This is a genomic window from Altererythrobacter sp. B11, assembly GCF_003569745.1.
Classification (GTDB): domain Bacteria; phylum Pseudomonadota; class Alphaproteobacteria; order Sphingomonadales; family Sphingomonadaceae; genus Croceibacterium_C.
On sequence record NZ_AP018498.1, the window covers coordinates 706,095 to 725,644 of the forward strand.

Annotated in this window: 18 protein-coding genes; 12 read left to right on the top strand and 6 right to left on the bottom strand. The window is 66.3% G+C overall.

Translation table 11 applies throughout. The features are described 5' to 3' along the window. Positions 1-10: 10 nt before the first annotated feature. Entirely contained in the window at positions 11-784 is a 774-nt protein-coding gene (locus AEB_RS03360; RefSeq protein WP_119081932.1) for an SDR family NAD(P)-dependent oxidoreductase, read from the top strand. Positions 785-805: 21 nt separating this feature from the next. Here AEB_RS03360 and AEB_RS03365 read toward each other — a convergent pair whose 3' ends face one another. Beyond that, positions 806-2,149 (bottom strand): LTA synthase family protein, encoded by a 1,344-nt coding sequence (locus AEB_RS03365; RefSeq protein WP_231958880.1) that lies wholly within the window; start codon positions 2,147-2,149, stop codon positions 806-808. A gap of 373 nt (positions 2,150-2,522) precedes the next feature. Here AEB_RS03365 and AEB_RS03370 point away from each other — a divergent pair, with 373 nt between their 5' ends. The 10 genes from AEB_RS03370 (at position 2,523) to AEB_RS03415 (ending at position 12,973) form a co-directional block, all read left to right on the top strand. Continuing rightward, the gene (locus AEB_RS03370; RefSeq protein ID WP_172592988.1) at positions 2,523-3,791 is read left to right on the top strand and encodes a capsule biosynthesis protein; all 1,269 of its coding nucleotides are present in this window, start codon (positions 2,523-2,525) and stop codon (positions 3,789-3,791) included. 105 nt (positions 3,792-3,896) lie between these two features. Continuing rightward, the gene (locus AEB_RS03375; protein WP_119081934.1) at positions 3,897-4,187 is read left to right on the top strand and encodes a hypothetical protein; all 291 of its coding nucleotides are present in this window, start codon (positions 3,897-3,899) and stop codon (positions 4,185-4,187) included. A 128-nt stretch (positions 4,188-4,315) separates the two neighbouring features. Next, the gene (locus AEB_RS03380) at positions 4,316-5,665 is read left to right on the top strand and encodes an IS1380 family transposase (protein ID WP_172592942.1); all 1,350 of its coding nucleotides are present in this window, start codon (positions 4,316-4,318) and stop codon (positions 5,663-5,665) included. A gap of 610 nt (positions 5,666-6,275) precedes the next feature. After that, positions 6,276-7,265: a KpsF/GutQ family sugar-phosphate isomerase gene (locus AEB_RS03385; RefSeq protein ID WP_119081935.1), complete on the top strand. Its 990-nt coding sequence runs from the start codon at positions 6,276-6,278 to the stop codon at positions 7,263-7,265. 15 nt (positions 7,266-7,280) lie between these two features. Further along, positions 7,281-8,102: a 3-deoxy-manno-octulosonate cytidylyltransferase gene (locus tag AEB_RS03390; RefSeq protein ID WP_231958881.1), complete on the top strand. Its 822-nt coding sequence runs from the start codon at positions 7,281-7,283 to the stop codon at positions 8,100-8,102. Between the two features lie 12 nt (positions 8,103-8,114). Beyond that, positions 8,115-8,705, top strand: coding sequence for a histidine phosphatase family protein (locus AEB_RS03395; RefSeq protein ID WP_119081936.1), 591 nt, complete (start codon positions 8,115-8,117; stop codon positions 8,703-8,705). A 65-nt stretch (positions 8,706-8,770) separates the two neighbouring features. Then, positions 8,771-10,411: a capsular polysaccharide export protein, LipB/KpsS family gene (locus tag AEB_RS03400; RefSeq protein WP_231958882.1), complete on the top strand. Its 1,641-nt coding sequence runs from the start codon at positions 8,771-8,773 to the stop codon at positions 10,409-10,411. A gap of 10 nt (positions 10,412-10,421) precedes the next feature. Then, positions 10,422-11,624, top strand: a complete 1,203-nt coding sequence (locus tag AEB_RS03405; protein ID WP_119081937.1) for a glycosyltransferase family 4 protein — start codon at positions 10,422-10,424, stop codon at positions 11,622-11,624. An 81-nt stretch (positions 11,625-11,705) separates the two neighbouring features. Beyond that, entirely contained in the window at positions 11,706-12,389 is a 684-nt protein-coding gene (gene gntA, locus AEB_RS03410; RefSeq protein WP_119081938.1) for a guanitoxin biosynthesis heme-dependent pre-guanitoxin N-hydroxylase GntA, read from the top strand. Beyond that, positions 12,389-12,973, top strand: coding sequence for a DUF1989 domain-containing protein (locus AEB_RS03415; protein WP_231958883.1), 585 nt, complete (start codon positions 12,389-12,391; stop codon positions 12,971-12,973). Before gntA ends, AEB_RS03415 begins: the two co-directional genes overlap by 1 nt. A 57-nt stretch (positions 12,974-13,030) precedes the next feature. Here AEB_RS03415 and AEB_RS03420 read toward each other — a convergent pair whose 3' ends face one another. Next, positions 13,031-13,894, bottom strand: a complete 864-nt coding sequence (locus AEB_RS03420) for a BON domain-containing protein (protein ID WP_231958884.1) — start codon at positions 13,892-13,894, stop codon at positions 13,031-13,033. A 299-nt stretch (positions 13,895-14,193) separates the two neighbouring features. Here AEB_RS03420 and AEB_RS03425 point away from each other — a divergent pair, with 299 nt between their 5' ends. Continuing rightward, a complete protein-coding gene (locus tag AEB_RS03425) occupies positions 14,194-16,656 on the top strand; it encodes a ligase-associated DNA damage response DEXH box helicase (RefSeq protein WP_119081940.1) in 2,463 nt (820 codons plus the stop codon). Between the two features lie 119 nt (positions 16,657-16,775). Here AEB_RS03425 and AEB_RS03430 read toward each other — a convergent pair whose 3' ends face one another. The 4 genes from AEB_RS03430 to AEB_RS03445 all read right to left on the bottom strand — a co-directional run bounded on the left by AEB_RS03430 (position 16,776) and on the right by AEB_RS03445 (position 19,358). Then, entirely contained in the window at positions 16,776-17,207 is a 432-nt protein-coding gene (locus tag AEB_RS03430) for an ExbD/TolR family protein (RefSeq protein WP_119081941.1), read from the bottom strand. 40 nt (positions 17,208-17,247) lie between these two features. Then, positions 17,248-17,787, bottom strand: a complete 540-nt coding sequence (locus AEB_RS03435) for an ExbD/TolR family protein (RefSeq protein WP_172592989.1) — start codon at positions 17,785-17,787, stop codon at positions 17,248-17,250. Positions 17,788-17,871: 84 nt separating this feature from the next. Beyond that, entirely contained in the window at positions 17,872-18,645 is a 774-nt protein-coding gene (locus tag AEB_RS03440) for a MotA/TolQ/ExbB proton channel family protein (RefSeq protein ID WP_119081942.1), read from the bottom strand. A 44-nt stretch (positions 18,646-18,689) separates the two neighbouring features. Then, positions 18,690-19,358, bottom strand: coding sequence for an energy transducer TonB (locus tag AEB_RS03445; RefSeq protein WP_119081943.1), 669 nt, complete (start codon positions 19,356-19,358; stop codon positions 18,690-18,692). Between the last annotated feature and the right edge of the window lie 192 nt (positions 19,359-19,550).

Sequence of the window (19,550 nt, forward strand, 5' to 3'; positions counted from 1 at the left end):
CGCCACACCTATGACGGAGTCGTTTACGCACAACCGTATTTTGGTGACTGGCGCATCCGGCGGCCTAGGTGGTGCGCTTGCGCAACACTATGCACGCAAAAATGTTACGCTCAGCCTGTGGGGGCGTGATCGGGCGCGGCTGGAGGCTGTGGCCGAGCGCTGCCGGTCCGTAGGTGCCCAGGTCGACATCCGTATGCTGGATTTGACCGATCTGCCCGCCGCGCTGGCCGCGCTGGAGGATGAGGACGCCAAGCAGCCGTTCGACTTGGCACTGCTCGTCGCTGGACGAGGGGACGTGAAGAGAGCGGATGAGCAGGTGGAGGACGCCGAAATCGTGGCACGACTGGCGGCCATCAATTTTGCGGCGCCGGCGGCAATGGCGGCATTGCTGGGCAGACGCATGGCGGCACGACGCCACGGCCGGATCGTGCTGATCGGCTCCGCGGCGGCCTTTCACTCCCTCCCCTTCGCGGCGGCCTATTCCGGGAGCAAGGCGGGCCTCGCTCGTTTCGCCGATGCGCTGCGGCTTGGCCTTCGTGAACATGGGGTACAGGTCACATTGGTGTCGCCCGGCTTCATCGACACCGCCACAGGGCGCAAGGTTCCCGGTCCCAAGCCGATGCTGATGGCGCCGGATGCTGTTGCCGCGCGGATCGCGCGCGCCGTCGCGGCGGGCACGGCGCATATCGTGCTGCCATGGCCATTCGTGGCGCTTCGCTGGCTCGACCGCCTGCTCCCGGCGCTGCTGCGCGATCGGTTGCTTCTGGCGCTTAGCCCGCCCTGACGGGTCGGCCGGCCGTCTCGGTTAGGGATCGAGGCGGCCCAGTGCCGCGGCCAAGATGGCATGATGCAGTTCGGCCGGGGTCAGGTCCGCGCGCCTGTTCGCTCCCGTTGCGATCTGGCCTGCCTCATCCAGGCGCAGCATCACATAAGGCGTGTGCCGCTCGCCCCCTGGCGCGGTGGCGCCCGGTATGCTGGGCCGGTGATCGCCGAAGAAGACCAGCAGCGCCGGGCGACGCAGCACCCTCAGACCGTCCAGCAGAGTGGCGAGCATGGCATCGCTGTTGCGCACCAGCCGCAGATAGCCCGGCACCAGCCCCGGCTCTCCGCCGGCCCCGGAGGCTGCCCAAGGGCCATGGTTCTCAATGGTGACGGCATAGAGCAGCGTGGGCTGCTGCGCCTCGGCCGCGCGGGCGAGGATCGTGTCGGCCATGGCTGCGTCGGTGACGTAGCGCCCCTCGCCGGGCTGCGGGGGGGCGAAGCAAGCCTCCCCTACCAGTTCGGCAAAGCCGCCCGCCGGCATGATCCGGTGCCGTCCGTAGAAGCGCATGTCATGCGGGTGGAGGAACAGGCTGCGCCAATTCGCGCCATGCAGCCGCGCCGGCAGGGCGTAGGAGCCTTCGCGCGTGGCGGTCAGATAGGGATCGAAGCGGCGGAAGCCGAGCGCCGGCTCACCACGCCCGAACAGCACCCCGTATTCGGTGCGCATCGTGTAGGCGCCGAAGCCGCTGACCGCCAGATCGCCCCATTGCCAGGCGGCGCCGCGGGCGAACTGCAGGGCGGGCAGGGCGAGCGCGGGATCGCCGAACAGCTCCGCCGGATCGGCAAAGCTCTCGCACTGGATGATGACAACGATCTCCGGCGCGCCCTCCGGCTCCTGTCCCTTTACCGGCGCGGCGGGCGGTGGATCGGGGCTTTCGCGCCAGCGCAGCCAGTAAAGCAGCAAGGTGGGGTAGAGCCCGAGCGCGCGCGTATCGGCCTCCGCATCGGGTTCGGTGGCGATGCGGCGCAAGGACGGAGCACGGAGCGAGAGGAACAGTGCGGCGAGGCTGGCCGCGCAGAGTGCTGCCCCGGCCAGCTGCGGCGCAGGATCGCCGTCGGAAAGCCATACCAGCACCGCCAGCAGTACCAGTGCCAGCATCGCCGCCACCGCCCGCTTCCAGGCGGCGACGGCGGAGAGATAAAACTGTGGATGGCGAAAAACCGCGCCCACCAGCGCGAGGTCGGAGAACAGCAGCGGCTCGCCCAGCATGGCGTATTTGGCATTGGATGCCACGAGCAGCAGGGCCTGCACGGCCAGTGCCAGCGCCAGCGCCACATGCAGGCTGCCCGAAGCCGCCAGGAACAGGCCGAAGATTGCGCTGGTCATGCAACCGAGCAGCCACAAGCCAGCGGCGCGGCGCAGTCCCCTTGGTCGCGCTAACAGGTCGAGCGCCACCGCAGCGCACAGCAATCCCGCGAATGTCAGTCCTGCTGCCGCCACTGTCCCAGTCTAATCGCGTCTCTCCGGGCAATCCGGAAAAGTGCGTGGTCTGATAGCGACACAGGCGGGCGTGGGAAAGTGCGCGCGGCCGGCGCGAGGCGGCAATCAAGGTCAATCAGCCCCGTCTCCGTCGGACCTTCTGAGGGGAGTGGCGCTCTTGCTGCGCACGGCCGGGGCGACTAACGCCTTACGTCCATGCGGAGAGCCGCCGGTCCGCCGGCAGATCTACCAGAAGCAAAACAGAGCAGTTTTTTACCGGATGCATGATCTTCCCGCCGCTGCCGCGAACAGTTCCTCCTCGTCGCGCCCGGGCACACAGCGCAGCGTGCTGCTCCTCCAGGGTTTGATGGGGCCGTTGTTCCGGCGGCTCGGCCAGGAACTGACCCGCACCGGCCACACCGTCCACAAGGTCAATTTCAACGGTGGCGATCGCATCTACTGGCGCCTGCCCAACGGCATTGAATATCGCGAGACGCTGGAGGAGTGGCCCGACCGCTTCGGGGAAATTTTGCGCGACAAGCAGGTGACGGACGTCGTGCTGTTCGGCGATTGCCGTCCCCATCACATGCCGGCGATCCGCATCTGCCGCGAACAGGATGTGCCGGTGCATGTGCTGGAAGAAGGCTACATCCGGCCCGACTGGGTGACGCTGGAACTGGGCGGCGTGAACGGGCATTCGTCCCTGCCGCGCGACCCGGAATGGTATCGCCAGACGGCGGCGGTGCTGCCGCCGGTGCCGCCGCACGCGCAGGTCCCTTCCTCCTTCCGGCGCCGGGCAATGGAAGGGATCATCTACAATTTCGCCGATGTGCTGACGCGCTGGCACTACCCGGGATGGAGCAACCACCGTCCCTGGCACCCGGTGGTGGAAGGCATCGGCTGGTGGCGCAAGCTTTCGCGGAAGAAAGAGCGGGAGGCGAACGCCGCGCAGTTGTTGGCACGGCTCGGCAGCGCGCCGGAACCCTATTTCCTGTTCCCGCTGCAGCTCGATTCCGATGCGCAGATACGGCTTCATTCCCCCTTCGCGGGCATTGCCGATGCGATGCGGCTGGTGATCGAATCCTTCGCGCGGCACGCGCCCGCCGATGCACGGCTTGTCCTCAAGGAGCATCCGCTCGACAACGGCGTGCGGGACTGGCAGCAGATCAGCGCCGACCTCGCCGATCTGTTCGGTGTGCGGGACAGGCTGGACTATCTTGTCGGCGGGGACATTGTCCCGATCGCGCGCGGGGCGCGCGGCGTCGTGACCATCAACAGCACCAGCGGCACGCTCGCGCTTGCGGAAGGTGTGCCTGTGGTGGCGCTGGGTCATGCGGTGTACGATATTCCGGATATCACCTTCCAGGGCGGGCTAGACGCCTTCTGGCGCAATCCGGTCGCGCCGGACCGGGAGACATTCGCCGCCTTTCGCCGGGTGCTGATCGAACGGTGCCTGATTCCCGGTGGCTTCTTCTCGGAAGAGGCGCTGGCCAAAGTGGTTCGCCACGCCGTCGCGCGGCTGGAAGGCCGCCCGATGCTTCCCGAATGAGGTTCCCCGCGCAGCGATCACGGACGGGTGGAACCCAGCGCGGTGGTTGCCGCACGGCCCGATGATCTGCGACCGCCCCCTCTTTTCCGGCGGCGGCACCTCTGCATGATGTATTTCGAGCATATGCTTCTCGCCCTTGCCGTCCAGGCGGCGGTGGGGCTGCTCACCCGCAATTGGTGGGCCGGCGCGGCGCTGGCTTCGGCCTATTTCATCGGACGGGAGGTGGCGCAGGCCGAATACCGCTGGATCGAGCTGTATGGCCATGGCCTGCGCGCCAACATGCCGTGGTGGGGGCCGTTCGACCTGCGCGTCTGGACCAAGCTGGACCAGTGGCTGGACTGGATCGGCCCGGTGCTGGCTACCTGCGGCACAGCCCGGTTCATGAGTCGAAACTAGCCCGTCTTATTCACCGGGTGCGGCCTGAAGGGTTGGCGGGAGTGGCATAAGCCTCTGATCTGTTTTAGGAACTGGGTGTCTACGCCGGCCCTGTCGCAGGGCAGAAAATGTCACAGGCCACACCCGCCATGAACGATGATATCGCAAGCCCATTCCGATTCCCAGCGGTGCATCGCAAGAAAGTCGCCGCAGCCTTCGACGGTGGCCGCCTCACTTCGGATGGCGGGGTTTTGCTGCTGGCACAGGCCGAACGCGCGATGGGGATTTGCCGGCGGCTTGCGGGCTGCATTGCCGACCGGCGCTCTCCTGCGCGGGTGATCCATCGCCTCGACGACATCCTGCGCGCCCGCGTGTTCGCGATCGCGTGCGGCTACGAGGATGCCGATGACCTTGACGCCCTGCGTGACGATCCAGGCTTCCGCCTGGCGCTGGGCAAGTTGCCGGGATCGGGCGCGGGTCTCGCCAGCCAACCGACGATGAGCCGCTGGGAGAATGCGCCGACCACACGCGAGTTGGCCAGGATGATGGCCGAGATGATCGGCATATACTGCGCCAGCTATCCCGTGCCGCCCAAGGCGGTGACGCTCGATATCGACGACACCTGCGATGTCGTCCACGGCTATCAGCAACTCTCGTTCTGGAATGGCCACCATGGCGAGCGCTGCTTCCTCCCGGTCCACGTCTATGACACCGCTACTGGCCGCCCGGTCGCCATGCTGCTGCGCACCGGCAAGACACCGTCGGGTGCCGAAGCGGCGGGTCACATCCGACGCCTCGTGCGCCACATCCGCCGGCACTGGCCCAATACCCACATCACCATCCGCGGCGACGGGCACTATGGCCGGCCCGAGGTCATGGCCTTCTGCGAGGCCCACGGCATCGACTACGTGCTCGGCCTGCCAACCAACGCCGCGCTGCGCACCGATCCGGTCATTGTCGCGGTCGCCGATGCCTGCGCGGTCAGGCGGGCTCAGCGCCAATGCCCGGTCCTGCGTAACTATGCCGAGACCCGCTACGGCGCAAAGACCTGGCAGTGCCAGCGCCGCGTCGTCGCCCGGATCGAGGCCAGCACGCTGGGCATGGACATCCGCTATGTCGTCACCTCGTTGGCAACAGGATCGGCCGAGCACATCTACGACACGCTCTACTGCGCGCGTGGTCAGGCCGAGAACCTGATCAAGCGCCACAAGTCCCAGCTCGCCAGCGACCGAACCTCGTGCCGCTCGGCCAATGCCAACCAGATGCGCCTCATCCTGCACACCGCCTCCTACTGGCTGATGTGGCGTATCCAGCAGGAAATCCCCAAAGCAGCGGCACTGGCTGCAGCCGAGTTCGCAACCCTGCGCATCCGGCTGCTCAAGGTCGCTGCCCGCGTCATCGAGAACGCCTCGCGCATCCGCTTGCGGCTAGCGTCAGCCTGCCCCGATGCCAGCGTGTTCAGAGCCATCGCCATCGGTCTCCGGCCTGCACCAACATAGCCAGCGCGGCAGTGCCGCTGACCCCCGCCCCGTCCATCAACCTCGAAAAGCCCATTGATCCTGCCGCGGTGAAAAATGCCGACGATGGCGCACGTCCAGGCCACGCCGCCAATGTCAGATCACCGCCGAACGAGCCCGGAGCGGCGGCCTCATGAATAAGACAGGCTAGCCGCCCGGGGTCGCCGCTACGTTCGCCTCCAGACGTGAGCAGCAGTATATATTCACAAGTGCTCCGGCGTTCGCCGCTCCCGCCCCCGCCCCCCGCCCCCCGCCCCCCGCTGCGCCGGTTGCCGCCGTTGAAAATGGCCGGTCAACCCGCGGGCGGGGCAGCACCGGTCTGCGCTTCAACGACACGGAGCGTCAGTTCCTCGCATTTGGCGAGCAGGATCGTGGGCAGAGAATAAAAGAAGAAGGCCGAATAAATGGCGTGTCGCACGGGATCTTGGAGGAAGGGCTCTGCTGCAAATCAGCCCATCTGTTGCCACCCTGCCACGGGTAAGTGCGCCTTCCTGGAGCATCCCTGAAACTGCTGGCAATAGTCCTGCCGTTCCAATAGCGCTTGTCCTTCACACTGCCTGCGGGCGGTAAACCAAAAGATTATCAGGGCGGTATGAAAAGAGAGATCTTCGAAACCACGCGATATTCCGCTTCTGCCCTGCAGACGCTCGCGATCGAGATGGAAGCGCTCGAAGCGCTTAAAGCGGCGCTGCAGATGCCGGAAATCAGCCGCGCAGTGGACCGCGCGATCCAGCTGCTGAGTGCCACCACAGGTCGTGTGATCGTAACAGGCATGGGCAAGAGCGGTCATATCGCACGCAAGATTGCCGCCACGATGCGATCCACCGGGACGTCGGCGCTTTACCTTCATCCTGGTGAGGCAAGTCACGGGGATCTGGGCGTAATCACCCAGCAGGACGTCGTTCTCGCCCTCACTTGGTCCGGCGAGACTGCGGAGCTAAGCGACATCCTGCATTACTGCCGCCACTACGGCGTGAAGCTGATCGTCGCCACGGCCTATCCGGACAGCATGGCGGGCCGCGCGGCCGATATCTGCCTTCCGATTCCCGTGGTGCGGGAAGCCTGTCCGAACGAGCTGGCGCCGACATCCTCCACGACGCTCCAGCTGGTGCTGGGCGACGCGCTGGCGGTGGCGCTGATCGAAGCGCGGGGCTTCACCTCGTCCGATTTCCGGATGTTCCATCCCGGCGGCAAGCTGGGGGCGCAGCTGAGCACCGTGGGTGCGCTGATGGGCACCGGCGACGCTGTCCCCCGGGTTCGCGGCGATGCTTCGCTGACCAGCGCCACGATCGAAATGAGCCGCAAGCGCTACGGCTGCACGGCCGTGGTAGACGAGTCCGATCGGCTAATCGGTGCCTTTACCGACGGCGATTTGCGGCGCTGCATCGCGACCTATGATCTGAACGATAGCATCGGCCTGCATATGTCACCCAATCCGCTGGCGGTGAACCCCGACACCCGCGCAAGCGACGCGCTGCGCATTCTGAACGAGAATGCCGTGTCGGTGCTGTTCGTGGAAGAAGGGGGCAAGCTGGTCGGGATAGTACACATCCACGACATCGTGCGCGCCGGGGTGGTGTGATCCGGGGCATCAGGCGTGACTGACGCTGCTCCAGCCCTGATCGTCGTCCCCGCCCGCTACGGCTCGACACGTCTTCCCGGAAAGCCTCTGCTGCCGATCAACGGCCGCACCTTGCTCGAACGGGTGACGGCGGTCGCCCGTGCTGCGGCGGAGGTTGCCGGCGCCTGCGAAGTGGTGGTGGCGACCGACGACGATCGCATCGCCGCCCATGCGCGCGCGATCGGCGCCGAGGTCGCGATGACCCCGGCGGAACTCGATTCCGGCTCCTCCCGCGCCTGCGCGGCGGCGCTGGATCGGCGCCACCGGCCGGACCTGGTCATCAACCTGCAAGGCGATGCGCCCTTCGTACCCCCTGCCGTGGTGGCGGCCTTGATCGCGGAGCTGCGCCGCGGCGCGGCCGATGTGGCAACCCCCGTCTTCCCGCTGGATTGGGCGCGGCTGGATCGCCTGCGCGAGCACAAGCGCGGCAACCCCTTCAGCGGCACCACCTGCATTCGCGGTGCTGACGGCCGGGCGTTGTGGTTCTCAAAGACCATTATCCCCGCCCTGCGCGACGAGGCGAAGCTGCGCGCCCGCGATCCCATCTCCCCGGTGTGGCAACATCTAGGCCTCTATGGCTATCGCATGGCAGCGCTCGAATGGTTCGCGGCGGCATCGGCCGGCACCTATGAGGTGCTGGAGGGGCTGGAGCAGCTGCGCTTTCTGGAAGGCGGCAAGACGATCGCGACCATTGCAGTGGATCCGCCAGCCCATGCGCTTTCCGGCATCGACACACCAGGCGACCTTGCCCTGGCGGAGGAAGTGATTGCCCGGCTAGGCGATCCGTTCCCGGGCTGATACCGCAGCCCGATGTTCATCATCGCGCGTCACGGCAATACGTTCGAGGCCGGGGAACGCCCCCGGCGGATCGGCGCGCGCACGGATCTGCCACTGACCGCGTCCGGCCATGTGCAGGCCGATGCACTGGGGGCGCATTTCGCCGCTCAGAACTGGCACTTTGCGCGCGTCCTCGCCGCGCCGCTGGCACGCACCCGCCAGACGGCGGAGGGCATTCTTGCGCATCTTCCGAATGCGCCCGCCATCGAAAGCTGCGATTGGCTGCGCGAGATCGACCACGGCCCGGATGAGAACCGCACGGAAGAGGAGGTCGTGGCCCGCATCGGCGCCGCGGCGCTGGCGGCTTGGGATGCGCGGGCCGAACCGCCGCCCGGCTGGTTGGTGGATGCCGAGTTGCGGCTCGCCGGCTGGCGGGAGCTGTTCGCGCAGGATAGAGGGCCGGCGCTCCTAGTCACCAGCAATGGCGCGGCCCGTTTTGCCCTGCTCGCTACATCGCTTGCTCCCGCAGATGGCGATCTCAAGCTGCCCACCGGCGGCTATGGCGTGATCCGCCGGGGCGAAGAGGGGGCGCTGGAAGTGCCGGTGTGGGGCCGCCGCCCGTGACAGCGGCCGAGGCTTTGCCTCCACCCCTGTTGCGCGCCCCCCCCTTTCCCTGGGCGGATGCCGCCGTGTCTCGCCCCGCCTCCGGAGGAGAGGCAGAGGCGGACTGCACCGCCGCATTCGACCTGATCCGCGCGGCGCAGGTGGGGGGGCGATTCTGGGCTGCTCCGGCGCGGCTTGTTGAGCCGGTCGGTGCGGTGCTGCTGCCGGGCGCCCCTGAGGATATACCGACGCTGCTTGGCCGGCTTGATCCGGCCGAGCGCCGGCGGGCGCTGTGGATCGCGCCGCCCGCCTCCGCTTCCGCCGCGCGGCGCTGGTCCAGCATTCTCGCGCGCCTCACCGCTGCGGAGGGCGGCGCGTGGCGTGGCGATGTGGACCCATGGTCCGTGCTAGGGGAGGCGGAGCGGGTGGTTGCCCATGGCAGCGACGAATGGGTGGCGCTCGGCCGCATTGCCGGCCTGCCGGTCGAGGTGCTGTCCCCGGGCCGTTTCGGCGCCCCGGGAGAGGACGGCTCCACGCTCGATCAACATGTGGCGCGCGCGCTCGCAGAGACTGCATGGCGTGATCCCTTCACCGATCGCGAATCCACGATTGAGGTCGCGGTGGAGCTGCTTGCGACCTGGCGCAGGATGCTGGAGGCCAACCGTCCGCTTGCCGCGGCCAGCGGCATGGCGTGGTGGAAGCGGACGGAAATCCGCCACCTGCTGTGGCATCCGCAGCGGAAGCTGCACCTCGTGCGCGGCGCCGGCCATGCGGTGCGCGTTGCAGCGCGCGGGGGCGGTGCGCTCGCGATCTGGCCCTCGCGCGTGTCTCCGGCACTGCTCCGGCAGGCGCGCGAGCAGGGGGTGCCGCTGGTGCGGGTGGAGGACGGCTTCGTCCGCTCGGTAGGGCTGGGCGTCGATCTGGTGCCGCCATCCTCGGTGGTGGTGGATTCCTCGGGCATTCATTTCGATCCCTCTGGCCCAAGCGATCTCGAGACTATTCTTGAAGGGACGGAGTTCAGCCCGGCCCTGCGGGATCGTGCGGCCGCCCTGCGAGATGCGATCGTGGCGGGCGGCATCAGCAAATATTCCGCAGGCGGTGCCGCGCCCCTGCCGCCACGCGAGCCCGGCCGCCGGCTGGTGCTCGTCCCTGGGCAGGTGGAGGATGATATGTCGGTGCTGGCAGGCGGCGGCGGGCTCACCTCCAATCTCGAGCTGCTGCGCCGCGCGCGGGCGCTGGAGCCGGCGGCGGAGATCTGGTTCCGCCCGCATCCCGATGTCGATGCCGGCCATCGCAAGGGCGCGGTGCCCGATGCGGCGATTCTCGAATATGCCGATCGCGTGGTGCGGGGCGGGGGCATGGCGCCGCTGCTGGATGCGGTGGACACGGTGCACGTACTCACCTCGCTCACCGGCTTCGAAGCGTTGATGCGGGGACGGGAGGTGACCTGCCACGGCACGCCCTTCTATGCCGGCTGGGGCCTGACCCGCGACCTGGGCGAAGTGCCCGCGCGGCGCAGTCGCAAGCTGGCGCTGGATGAACTGGTGGCCGGGGTATTGATCCTGTACCCCCGCTACCTCGATCCGGTTACCGGGCTGCCATGTCGGCCGGAGGTGCTGGTTCGCCGCATGGCTGATGCAGGTGCAGGCGTGCGCTATGCCAACCGCCTCGGCTGGATCGCTCCCCTGCGCCGCTGGCAGGGCCGTATCATGGCAGCGATCCGATGAAGGGCAGGCGATGAGCAGCGTCATCCTCGACATCTCGCGCCTGATCTCGCGCGTGCGATATTCCACCCCCTCGGGGGTGGATCGGGTGGAAATGGCCTATGCGCGCGGTCTCCACGCCCGTTATGGCGACGGCCTGGCCTTTGCCTCCGTTCACCCCTGCGGGATTTACGGTCGCCTGCCGCGCCGCGCGGTGCTTGCCTATCTCGATGAGCTGGAGCGCCGCTGGTCGAGCGAGCAGGCAGCGCCGCGCCAGCGTTCGCTGGTCTCGGTGCTACCGCAGCTGGCGGCGCTGCTGCCGACAGCCCCGGGCGTCGGCTCGGGCAGTGTATATGTGCAGGCATCTCCGCATCACCTGACCAATACCGCGAAGGTGCGCAAAATCATGGCGCGAGAGCGGGCTCGGTTCCTGTGCCTAGTGCATGATTTGATTCCGATCGAATTTTCCGAATACGCCCGTCCTGCCGGCGCGGCACTGCATCGTCGGCGGATGGAGACGGTCGGTGCGGTAACCGCCGAAACGGGCGGCGCGGCAATCGTCAACTCCGCCGCCACCGGGCGCGCGCTGCGGCCCTGGCTGCAGCCCAATACGGCGATCCACGTCGCGCTACTGGGGACGGAGCCCTTGCCACCGCCCGCGCCGGGCGCAGCTTCGCCCACTGATGACGGCCGGCCCTATTTCCTCTGCCTCGGCACCATAGAGCCCCGCAAGAACCACCTGCTGCTGCTCAATCTGTGGCGCCATCTTGCCGACACGCTGGAGCCTGCCCGCATCCCCCGCCTGCTCATCATCGGGCGGCGCGGCTGGGAGAACGAGCAGATCGTGGACATGCTGGAGCGCTGCCCGGGGCTGGTCGGCCATGTGGAGGAGCTGGGTGGTTGCTCCGATGCTCGCCTTTCCGCTTTGCTGCATGGTGCGCGGGCTCTTCTGATGCCCTCTTTCGCTGAGGGTTATGGCATGCCGGTTGCTGAGGCGCTGTCAGTGGGAACCCCCGTGATCTGCAGCGATCTTCCCGCACTGCGCGAGGTCGGGGGGGACGTGCCCGATTATCTCGACCCCCTCGATGGGCCGGCGTGGAAGGCAGCGATCCTGGAATATGCCGCCGACGGGCCTGCCCACGCAGCTCAGCTTGCCCGGCTGCCGCAGTGGCACAATCCCAGCTGGGCGGAACACATCGCCATCGTCACGGACGCGATCGAAGCGCTGCGCCGCTGACCTCCTGCGGGAGGCCGGCAAAATGCGGAACAAGTTCAGTCGGATGCGTGTTCTCCCCGGGCAAGAGGAGAGTCTGGCGAAATGCTGGTTGACGAAGATACCGCGCAAAAGCGCGAACAGGAATTGCGCGACAGGGTCGCCGAACGCGAATTCCCCTGCGTCGGCGCGAAATCGGCGATGGCGCGTGGCGCCCTGAAGGTGATGGTCGGCCACTCGCTGGTGAGCGCGTGGGATGATGTGAAGATCCATTCAGCCTTGCTGGACTGGGCCTCGGCCTATCGTGCCGACCCCTCAGGCCTGCGCAGCCTTGCCGTCATATACGACGGCCCCTGCGATCTGGACGAGGCGCAGTTCGAGCAGGCGATGTGGGAACGGCTGCAATCCTGCGCCGACAAGGACGAATGGCGCGGCCAGCCCTATGACACACGTGTGAGCGCCGATCCGAGCGATCCGCATTTCTCGCTCAGCTTCGGCGGAGAGGCATTCTTCGTTGTCGGGCTGCACCCTCATGCATCCCGGCCCGCACGCCGATTCCCCCGGCCCACGCTGGTGTTCAATCTGCACGATCAGTTCGAGAGGCTCCGGGCGGAAGGCCGCTATGAACGCATGCGGGAAGCGATCCTGGAGCGCGACCGGGCTCTCGCAGGGACCCTCAACCCCATGCTCGCCCTCCACGGCACCGTCAGCGAAGCGCGGCAATATAGCGGCCGGGCGGTCGAGGCGGATTGGCAATGCCCCTTTCACGACAAGCGGGCGCCGGCCTGATGGCAGTAGTGGAGATTGCGCCACGCAGCGGCACCGCCTTCGAACTCCGCAAGGGGCAGACCCTCAAGGTGATCGACCCGGAGGGCGTGCAGGTGGGCGATCTGCTTGCCTACAGCCGCGCTGATGTGCGCGAGGTGCTCTCGAACGGCCGCACCTTCGATTATGAGGAGCGGATCGCGCTCACCACCGGGCACCGGTTATGGTCCAATCGTTCGCAGCCCATGCTTACGATTGTCGAGGACACAGCCGGACGGCATGATTTCCTGCTCACTCCCTGCAGCGAAGCGACCTTCCGTCACTTCTACCCCGATCAGCCCGTGCATCGGGGATGCTTCGGCAATCTGGCGGAAGCGCTGGCGCCCTATGGCGTGGAACCGGATATGATCCCGACCGCCTTCAATGTGTTCATGAACGTGCCGGTGAACGAGGACGGTGTGCTGCGGGTCGATCCGCCCACCAGTGGGCCGGGTGACTACATCCGCCTGCGGGCAGAGATGGATCTAGTGATCGGCCTCACCGCCTGCTCCGCCTATGCCTCCAACGGAGGCAGCTTCAAGCCGATCCACTATGAGATCGAGGATTGATCACCGATGAAAAAGGGCCCGCGTGGCGGGCCCCTTTCCTTGCGGCTGCGTGGCCGGTCAGCTGAGGGTTCCGGTGGTCCGCTCGCCATCCGCATTTCGGTTCTTCACACGCAGATTGTTCTGCACATGGCTGACACCGGAGATGCTGTCGACGCAATCTTCCGCGCGGCGCTTCTGGTGGCGAGTGGAAACCGTGCCGTCCAGCGTCACTTCCCCGCCCTGCACCGAAACCCGCATATCGCTGGCGTCGACTGCCCAATCGTCGGTCAGGCGATCGCAGGCGTCTTCCAGGATGCGCTCGTCGGAGCGAGTGTAGTCGGTGGGGCCACGACCGCGATGATTGTCCCGCCCGTCGTCGCTGTCGCCGCTGAACCAGTTAGATACGGCATCGCCGGCGCGCTCGAAGAAACCGCGATCGTCACCGCCGCCATAGTCGCGCCGCGGGGCCGCGCCGTAACTTCCGGCACCATAGCCGCCAGCACCATATGGGCCATAGGGCGTGTCGGGATTGCGACCATAACCGTTGTTCGTCCGCGGCGCGGCGAAATCCCGCCCGCCGAAGTCGTTGCTGGTAAAGTCGCTGAAGCCGCGCCCTTCACGATTGGTGACATGCGCGGGGCCATAGCCGCCGCTCGGCTCCGTTTCCCCGATCACGCTGTAACGACCTCGGCCCCCTCCCCGCGGTCCGCTGCCGTAGGCACGATCCTGCCCGTAATCGTGTCGGCGAGCGCTCTCGCTGGCATGGGCGTCATAATCATGGTCGGCTTGGCCGTAATCATCGCGGCCGTAGTCCTCGCCCATCTGCTGATTGCCGCGGTCGCTGCCATAGCTGTGGGGCTCAAACTGCTGGGGCTGGCGATAATCGCCGTTGCGTTGCTGGCCTTGATAGGGTTGCCGATAATTTCTGTTCCGGTCGGCCATGATCCTTCTCCTCTCGATGCTGTCCAGAGTTCGACATCGCGCAGGACGACAGCAGCCCGGCGATGCCGCGCATCTTTTGGCGATGCGTCTGCCGGTGAAACGAAGGGCGGCGGTTCGAAGTTGCGCCGCTCGGCGCATGTGCGCTGCACTTCAGCGCATGACAAGTTTATGAAAACACGCTGCTTCTTCTTGCCCGACAAGACAATGTGCGTGCTGCTTGGCCTTTTACGGATGATATCGCAGGAATATGTCGCGTGGCCGGGCTTCCCTGTGGTGACCCGGCACGGCTAACTGCGCGCATGGAGAGCCCCATCACTCCCCTGCCCGATGAGATAGAGCGCTGGTTCGCGGGGCGCGGCTGGCGGATCCGGCGGCATCAGCGCGAAATGCAGGCCGCCCATGCCGCGGGGCGGCACGCGCTGCTGGTGGCGGATACAGGCGCGGGAAAGACGCTGGCTGGCTTTCTGCCGACGCTGGTGGATTTCTGCCCGTCTGCCGGCCAATTGCCGCCGGACGGCCTCCATACGCTCTACGTCTCACCGCTGAAGGCCCTGGCCTTCGATGTGCAGCGCAACCTCGTGGCGCCGGTGGAGGAGATGGGCCTGCCGATCCGGATCGAGACGCGCAGCGGCGATACCCCCTCCGACCGCAAGAAGCGGCAGGTGGGCCGCCCGCCGCATATCCTGCTGACCACACCCGAATCGCTGTCGCTGCTGCTCTCCTATCCCGACAGCTTCGCGCTGTTCGCCGGCCTGAAGCGCGTGGTGGTGGACGAGGTCCACGCCTTCGCCACCGGCAAGCGCGGCGATCTGCTCGCCCTCGCACTGGCGCGGCTGCAGAACATCGCGCCGGGGATGCAGCGCGCGGCTCTGTCCGCGACGCTCGCCAATCCGGAAGGCTTTCGCGAGTGGCTGGCGCCGTGGGGGGATATCGATAGCGTCGCGCTGGTGGAGGGCGAGGCGGGGGCGCCGCCAGAGGTCGAGATCCTGCTCCCCCGCGAAGAGCGCGTGCCCTGGGGCGGCCACGCGGCCATCTGGGCGATTCCCCAGCTCTACGAGGAAATCGGCCGCAACCGCACCACGCTCATCTTCACCAACACGCGCTTCCTGGCCGAATATATCTTCCGCAAGCTGTGGGACGCCAATGACGACAACCTCCCCATCGGCATTCACCACGGCTCTTTGAGCAAGGAAGCCCGCCGCAAGGTGGAAGGAGCCATGGCGCGGGGCGAGTTGCGCGCGCTGGTCGCCACCGCCAGCCTCGATCTCGGTGTGGACTGGGGGGATGTGGATCTGGTGGTGCAAATGGGCGCACCCAAGGGGTCGAGCCGCCTGCTGCAGCGTATCGGGCGCGCCAATCACCGGCTCGACCAGCCAAGCCGTGCGATCCTGGTGCCGGGCAACCGCTTTGAGTTCCTTGAGGCGATGGCGGCGAAGCAGGCGGTGGACGAAGGGCGGCGCGATGGCGAGGATTTCCGGCCGGGCGGGCTAGACGTGCTCGCGCAGCATGTGATGGGCTGCGCCTGCGCTGCACCCTTCGCGGAGGATGAGCTGCTGGCGGAAATCCGATCGAGCCTCTCCTACGCCTGGCTTGAGCCCGATCTGTGGCAGCGGGTGCTGAACTTCGTCGCCACCGGAGGATATGCGCTCAAGGCTTACGACCGCTTCCGCCGCATCACGCGCGAGGCGGAAGGCATATGGCGGCTGACTCACCCGGAACAGGCGCAGCGGCACCGCATGAATGCCGGCATCATCGTTGATTCGGAAATGATCGAGGTGCGGTTCCGCAACGGCCGCTCGCTGGGCAAGGTGGAGGAGCGCTTCGCCGCTTCTCTGAAGCCGGGTGACAGCTTCCAGTTTGCCGGGCTGGACCTGGAGGTGGAGCAGCTGCGCGACCTCGAACTGGTGGTGCGGGCCTCGAAGCAGGGGGCGGTCATCCCGTCCTACAGCGGACTGCGCCTGCCGCTCACCACGCATCTCGCCGGTCGGGTGCAGGAGATGCTCACCGACCAGGCGGGTTGGGCGCGGTTTCCCGACGATGTGCGCGAATGGCTGGAGGTACAGGCCTGGCGCTCTCACTTGCCGGCGCCGGGGCGGCTGCTGGTGGAAAGCTTCCCGCATGGAGGGCGGCACTACACCACCTACTACACCTTCACCGGATGGAACGCGAACCAGTCGCTGGGCATGCTTATCACCCAGCGAATGGAACACCGCGGGCTGATGCCGGGCGGCTTCGTGGCGAATGATTACTCGCTCGCCGTTTGGGGGTTGAAGCCGGTGGAGGATCCCGCTCCACTGCTGTCGCCCGACATACTGGCGCATGAATTCGTGGATTGGGTGCAGGAATCCTACCTGCTCCGCCGCGCGTTCCGCGAGGTTGCGGTCATTTCAGGACTGGTCGAACGCCAGCATCCGGGCAAGCGCAAGAGCGGACGGCAGGTCACTTTCTCCACCGACCTCATCTACGACGTGCTGCGCAAGTACGAACCGGACCACGTGCTGATCCAGGCGGCCTGGGCCGATGCGCGCTCGCGCATGACGGATGTGGGCCGGCTCGGCGACCTGCTCGATCGAGCGGTCGGGCAGATCGACCACGTGACGCTCGAGCGGGTCAGCCCGCTGGCAGTGCCGGTGATGGTGATGATCGGGCGGGAAAGCCTGCCCCAGGGGGCGGTGGACGACGAACTGCTGCTGGAGGCGGAAACGCTCGCCGGCGCGGCGATGCGTGTCGACCCGCCGAGCGAGGCTGAGGAAGCAGACTGACCTCGTGGGATGCGGCGCTTCCCTGCGCCTCATCGGCTTTCAGTCGGCGCGTCAAAGGCGGGCAAAGAAAAAGGGGCGGAAAGCCCGCCCCTTTCTGAATGTGTTCCGGTTTGCGCGGCTTACTTGCCGAACACCCGATATTTCTCGTTGCCCACGAAGCCGAACTTGGTGACGCCTGAAGCCTTGATGATATTCAGCACCTTGGCCGAAAGATCATAGCTTGCATTGGCTTCCGGTTCGAACTGCAGTTCCGGCTCGACCGCATAGGTCAGCGAGGTCTGCAGATTGGCCACCAGTGTGCCCTGGTCGATCGGCTGCGCATTCCACAGGATCTCGCCGTTCGGGGTGAGCACGATCTTGTTCTTGATCGGGTCCACCATATCCGGCGGCGGGTTGGGATTGGGAACCGGCAGGTCGATGTTGACCGAGTGGGTCGCAACGGGGATGGTGATGATGAACATGATGAGGAGCACGAGCATGACGTCGATCAACGGCGTCGTGTTCATCTCCATCATCGGCTCGCCATCGTCCTTGCCGCCTGACATTGCCATGGAAGTTTACTCCTGAATTCTCGCGCCGGATCCGAACGGCTTAGCCGTTCGGATCGACCGGGTTCGAAATGAAGCCGACAGTCGGGTAACCGGCCGCCTGCACATTGTAGATCACGCCGGCCACGCAGCGCCACGGGGCATTCACGTCACCACGGATATGCACCTGCGGGATCAGGTCGGGATCGGCCATGATGGCTTCCGGGCCGCCTGCGCGCTGGACGATGTCGTCGAGCCGCTGGAAGGCACGGTCGTAAAGCTCGCTGGAATCCACCGGCGTGGTGTTGTTGAAGTAGATCCGGCATTCGCCGTCGCGCGTGGCGCCGCCGAAGCCCGTACGCTGCATGCCGGCGGTGCGGCCCTGCGGGTCCGTGGTCGAGACCGTGATCAGAAGGTTTTCAACCTTGTCTTTCGATTCCGTGGATTCGAAAATCGGAATCTCGAGCTTCTCAATCGTCTGGATGGCGACCGGGACGGCGATCAGGAAGATGATCAGCAACACCAGCATCACGTCCACGAGGGGCGTGGTGTTGATGTCGGACATCGGCTTCTCGGCGCCGCCTCCGCCTGTCGATATGGCCATGTCTCTTTATCCTATCTCAGAGTTTCGCCGGAGGGGCGGGCGGCCCGCATGCCTTGTCCCGCCCCTCGCTTTAGCGAAACCGCCTCAGGCCTTGGTGGCCGCAGCGGGCTTGGCAGCAGCCGGAGCGGCGGTCTTCACCGGAGCGGTGGTGACCGCGGGCTTCACTGCGCCCTTGGACGTGATGTTGGCCAGCACGTCGGTAGAGAAGCCGCTGAGCAGTTCGGCGATCTTCTTGTTGCGGCTCTGCAGCCAGTTGTAGGCGAGCACGGCCGGAACGGCCACGAGCAGACCGATGGCGGTCATGATCAGCGCTTCACCGACCGGACCGGCAACCTTGTCGATCGAGGCCGAACCGGCGAGGCCGATGTTGATGAGCGCGCGGTAGATGCCGATAACCGTGCCGAGCAGACCGACGAACGGAGCCGTCGCACCCACCGTGGCGAGGAAGGAAAGACCGCCGGCCAGCTTGGAGTTGATCGCGGCTTCCGAACGAGCCAGCGAACCGTGCATCCAGTCATGCGCTTCGAGGCTGTCGGTCATCTTCATGTGCTGCTCTTCGGCGGCGAGACCATCGTCCACCAGCTGGCGCCATGCGCTGTTCTTGTCGAGCTTTGACACGCCCTCACGCAGCGTCGGAGCGCGCCAGAAGCCGCCGCGGATCGCACGGTACTGCTTGAAGATCTTGTTCTGCTCGAGGAGCTTGGTGATCAGGATGTAGAACGATCCGACCGACATGATCACGAGCACGCCGAAGATCGTCCAGGCGATGATGCCGCCCTGTTCGAGAGCCTCGACGAAGCCGAACTTGTTCTGGGGAGCCGCTTCGCCGGCGGCGGCGGCCAGGATGTCAATAAGCATGCGGGTTGTCCTCTTCTGGAAGTCTGTTGATCAGATGATCAAATCTATCTGCTGAGCTGGTACACGATCGTCGTGGAGAAGCTGCCGGTCGTGGGATTGCCGGCCGCGTCCAGCGCGGGATCGAAGCGGGCATATCTCTGCATGCCTTCGCAGGCTGCATCGTCGAGAATGCTCGATCCGCTTGAATTCGAGACGGTGCACGAAGATACGCGTCCACGCTCGTCGATCGCCACACGCACACCCACGCGCCCTTCAGTCTCATCGCGGATAGCGCGAGACGGATAGTTCTCCTGGATGCGGGCTGCCCAGCGATTCTGGCCATCGGGCCTTGCACCACGGGCCTTGGACGGCGCCGGAGGCGCAGGAGGCGGCGCGGGGGGCGCAGCTGGCGGCACGATCCGTGCCGGCGGAGCTGGCGGCGGAATGTTCACCTGGGTTACGATCGGCGGCGGAGCCGGCGCGATGCTGATGGGCGGCGGCGGTGCGACCGGCGGCGGCGGAGCCGTATCAGGCTCAGGCGGCGGCGGCGGCGGTTCCTCCTCCGGGGGCGGCGGTTCCTCGATATCCACCGTCGTCACCCGCTCCACCACCTTCTGGACGGCCGAATAGGCCAGGCCGGTGATGAGCGCGTACCCGATTGCAAGGTGGATCAGGACAACGATGGCAATCGCCACTATGCGACTGCCGCTCATTTGTTGGTCAGCGTAAGCCATCCAGTCCCTTCACTCCGTGTTTGCACAAGCCAGACGAATATCCGGCACAAGCGACCACTGTCAGATTGGCATCTGGCAGCAGCCGCGAAGTTTTGTCCACCTGCAAGACTTGCCCAATCCGCTTATGAAACAATATTAGGCAGCCTACAGGCAGGGTCGCGGAACCTGGTTCGTATTTGGCTTTTGGGTCCC

Excerpts from the sequence above, each read along its gene's own strand:
- AEB_RS03360 (WP_119081932.1), top strand. The coding sequence starts at position 11 with ATGACGGAGTCGTTTACGCACAACCGTATTTTGGTGACTGGCGCATCC.
- AEB_RS03365 (WP_231958880.1), bottom strand. The coding sequence starts at position 2,149 with ATGACCAGCGCAATCTTCGGCCTGTTCCTGGCGGCTTCGGGCAGCCTG.
- AEB_RS03370 (WP_172592988.1), top strand. The coding sequence starts at position 2,523 with ATGCATGATCTTCCCGCCGCTGCCGCGAACAGTTCCTCCTCGTCGCGC.
- AEB_RS03375 (WP_119081934.1), top strand. The coding sequence starts at position 3,897 with ATGATGTATTTCGAGCATATGCTTCTCGCCCTTGCCGTCCAGGCGGCG.
- AEB_RS03380 (WP_172592942.1), top strand. The coding sequence starts at position 4,316 with ATGAACGATGATATCGCAAGCCCATTCCGATTCCCAGCGGTGCATCGC.
- AEB_RS03385 (WP_119081935.1), top strand. The coding sequence starts at position 6,276 with ATGAAAAGAGAGATCTTCGAAACCACGCGATATTCCGCTTCTGCCCTG.
- AEB_RS03395 (WP_119081936.1), top strand. The coding sequence starts at position 8,115 with ATGTTCATCATCGCGCGTCACGGCAATACGTTCGAGGCCGGGGAACGC.
- AEB_RS03405 (WP_119081937.1), top strand. The coding sequence starts at position 10,422 with ATGAGCAGCGTCATCCTCGACATCTCGCGCCTGATCTCGCGCGTGCGA.
- gntA (WP_119081938.1), top strand. The coding sequence starts at position 11,706 with ATGCTGGTTGACGAAGATACCGCGCAAAAGCGCGAACAGGAATTGCGC.
- AEB_RS03415 (WP_231958883.1), top strand. The coding sequence starts at position 12,389 with ATGGCAGTAGTGGAGATTGCGCCACGCAGCGGCACCGCCTTCGAACTC.
- AEB_RS03420 (WP_231958884.1), bottom strand. The coding sequence starts at position 13,894 with ATGGCCGACCGGAACAGAAATTATCGGCAACCCTATCAAGGCCAGCAA.
- AEB_RS03425 (WP_119081940.1), top strand. The coding sequence starts at position 14,194 with ATGGAGAGCCCCATCACTCCCCTGCCCGATGAGATAGAGCGCTGGTTC.
- AEB_RS03430 (WP_119081941.1), bottom strand. The coding sequence starts at position 17,207 with ATGGCAATGTCAGGCGGCAAGGACGATGGCGAGCCGATGATGGAGATG.
- AEB_RS03435 (WP_172592989.1), bottom strand. The coding sequence starts at position 17,787 with ATGGCCATATCGACAGGCGGAGGCGGCGCCGAGAAGCCGATGTCCGAC.
- AEB_RS03440 (WP_119081942.1), bottom strand. The coding sequence starts at position 18,645 with ATGCTTATTGACATCCTGGCCGCCGCCGCCGGCGAAGCGGCTCCCCAG.
- AEB_RS03445 (WP_119081943.1), bottom strand. The coding sequence starts at position 19,358 with ATGGCTTACGCTGACCAACAAATGAGCGGCAGTCGCATAGTGGCGATT.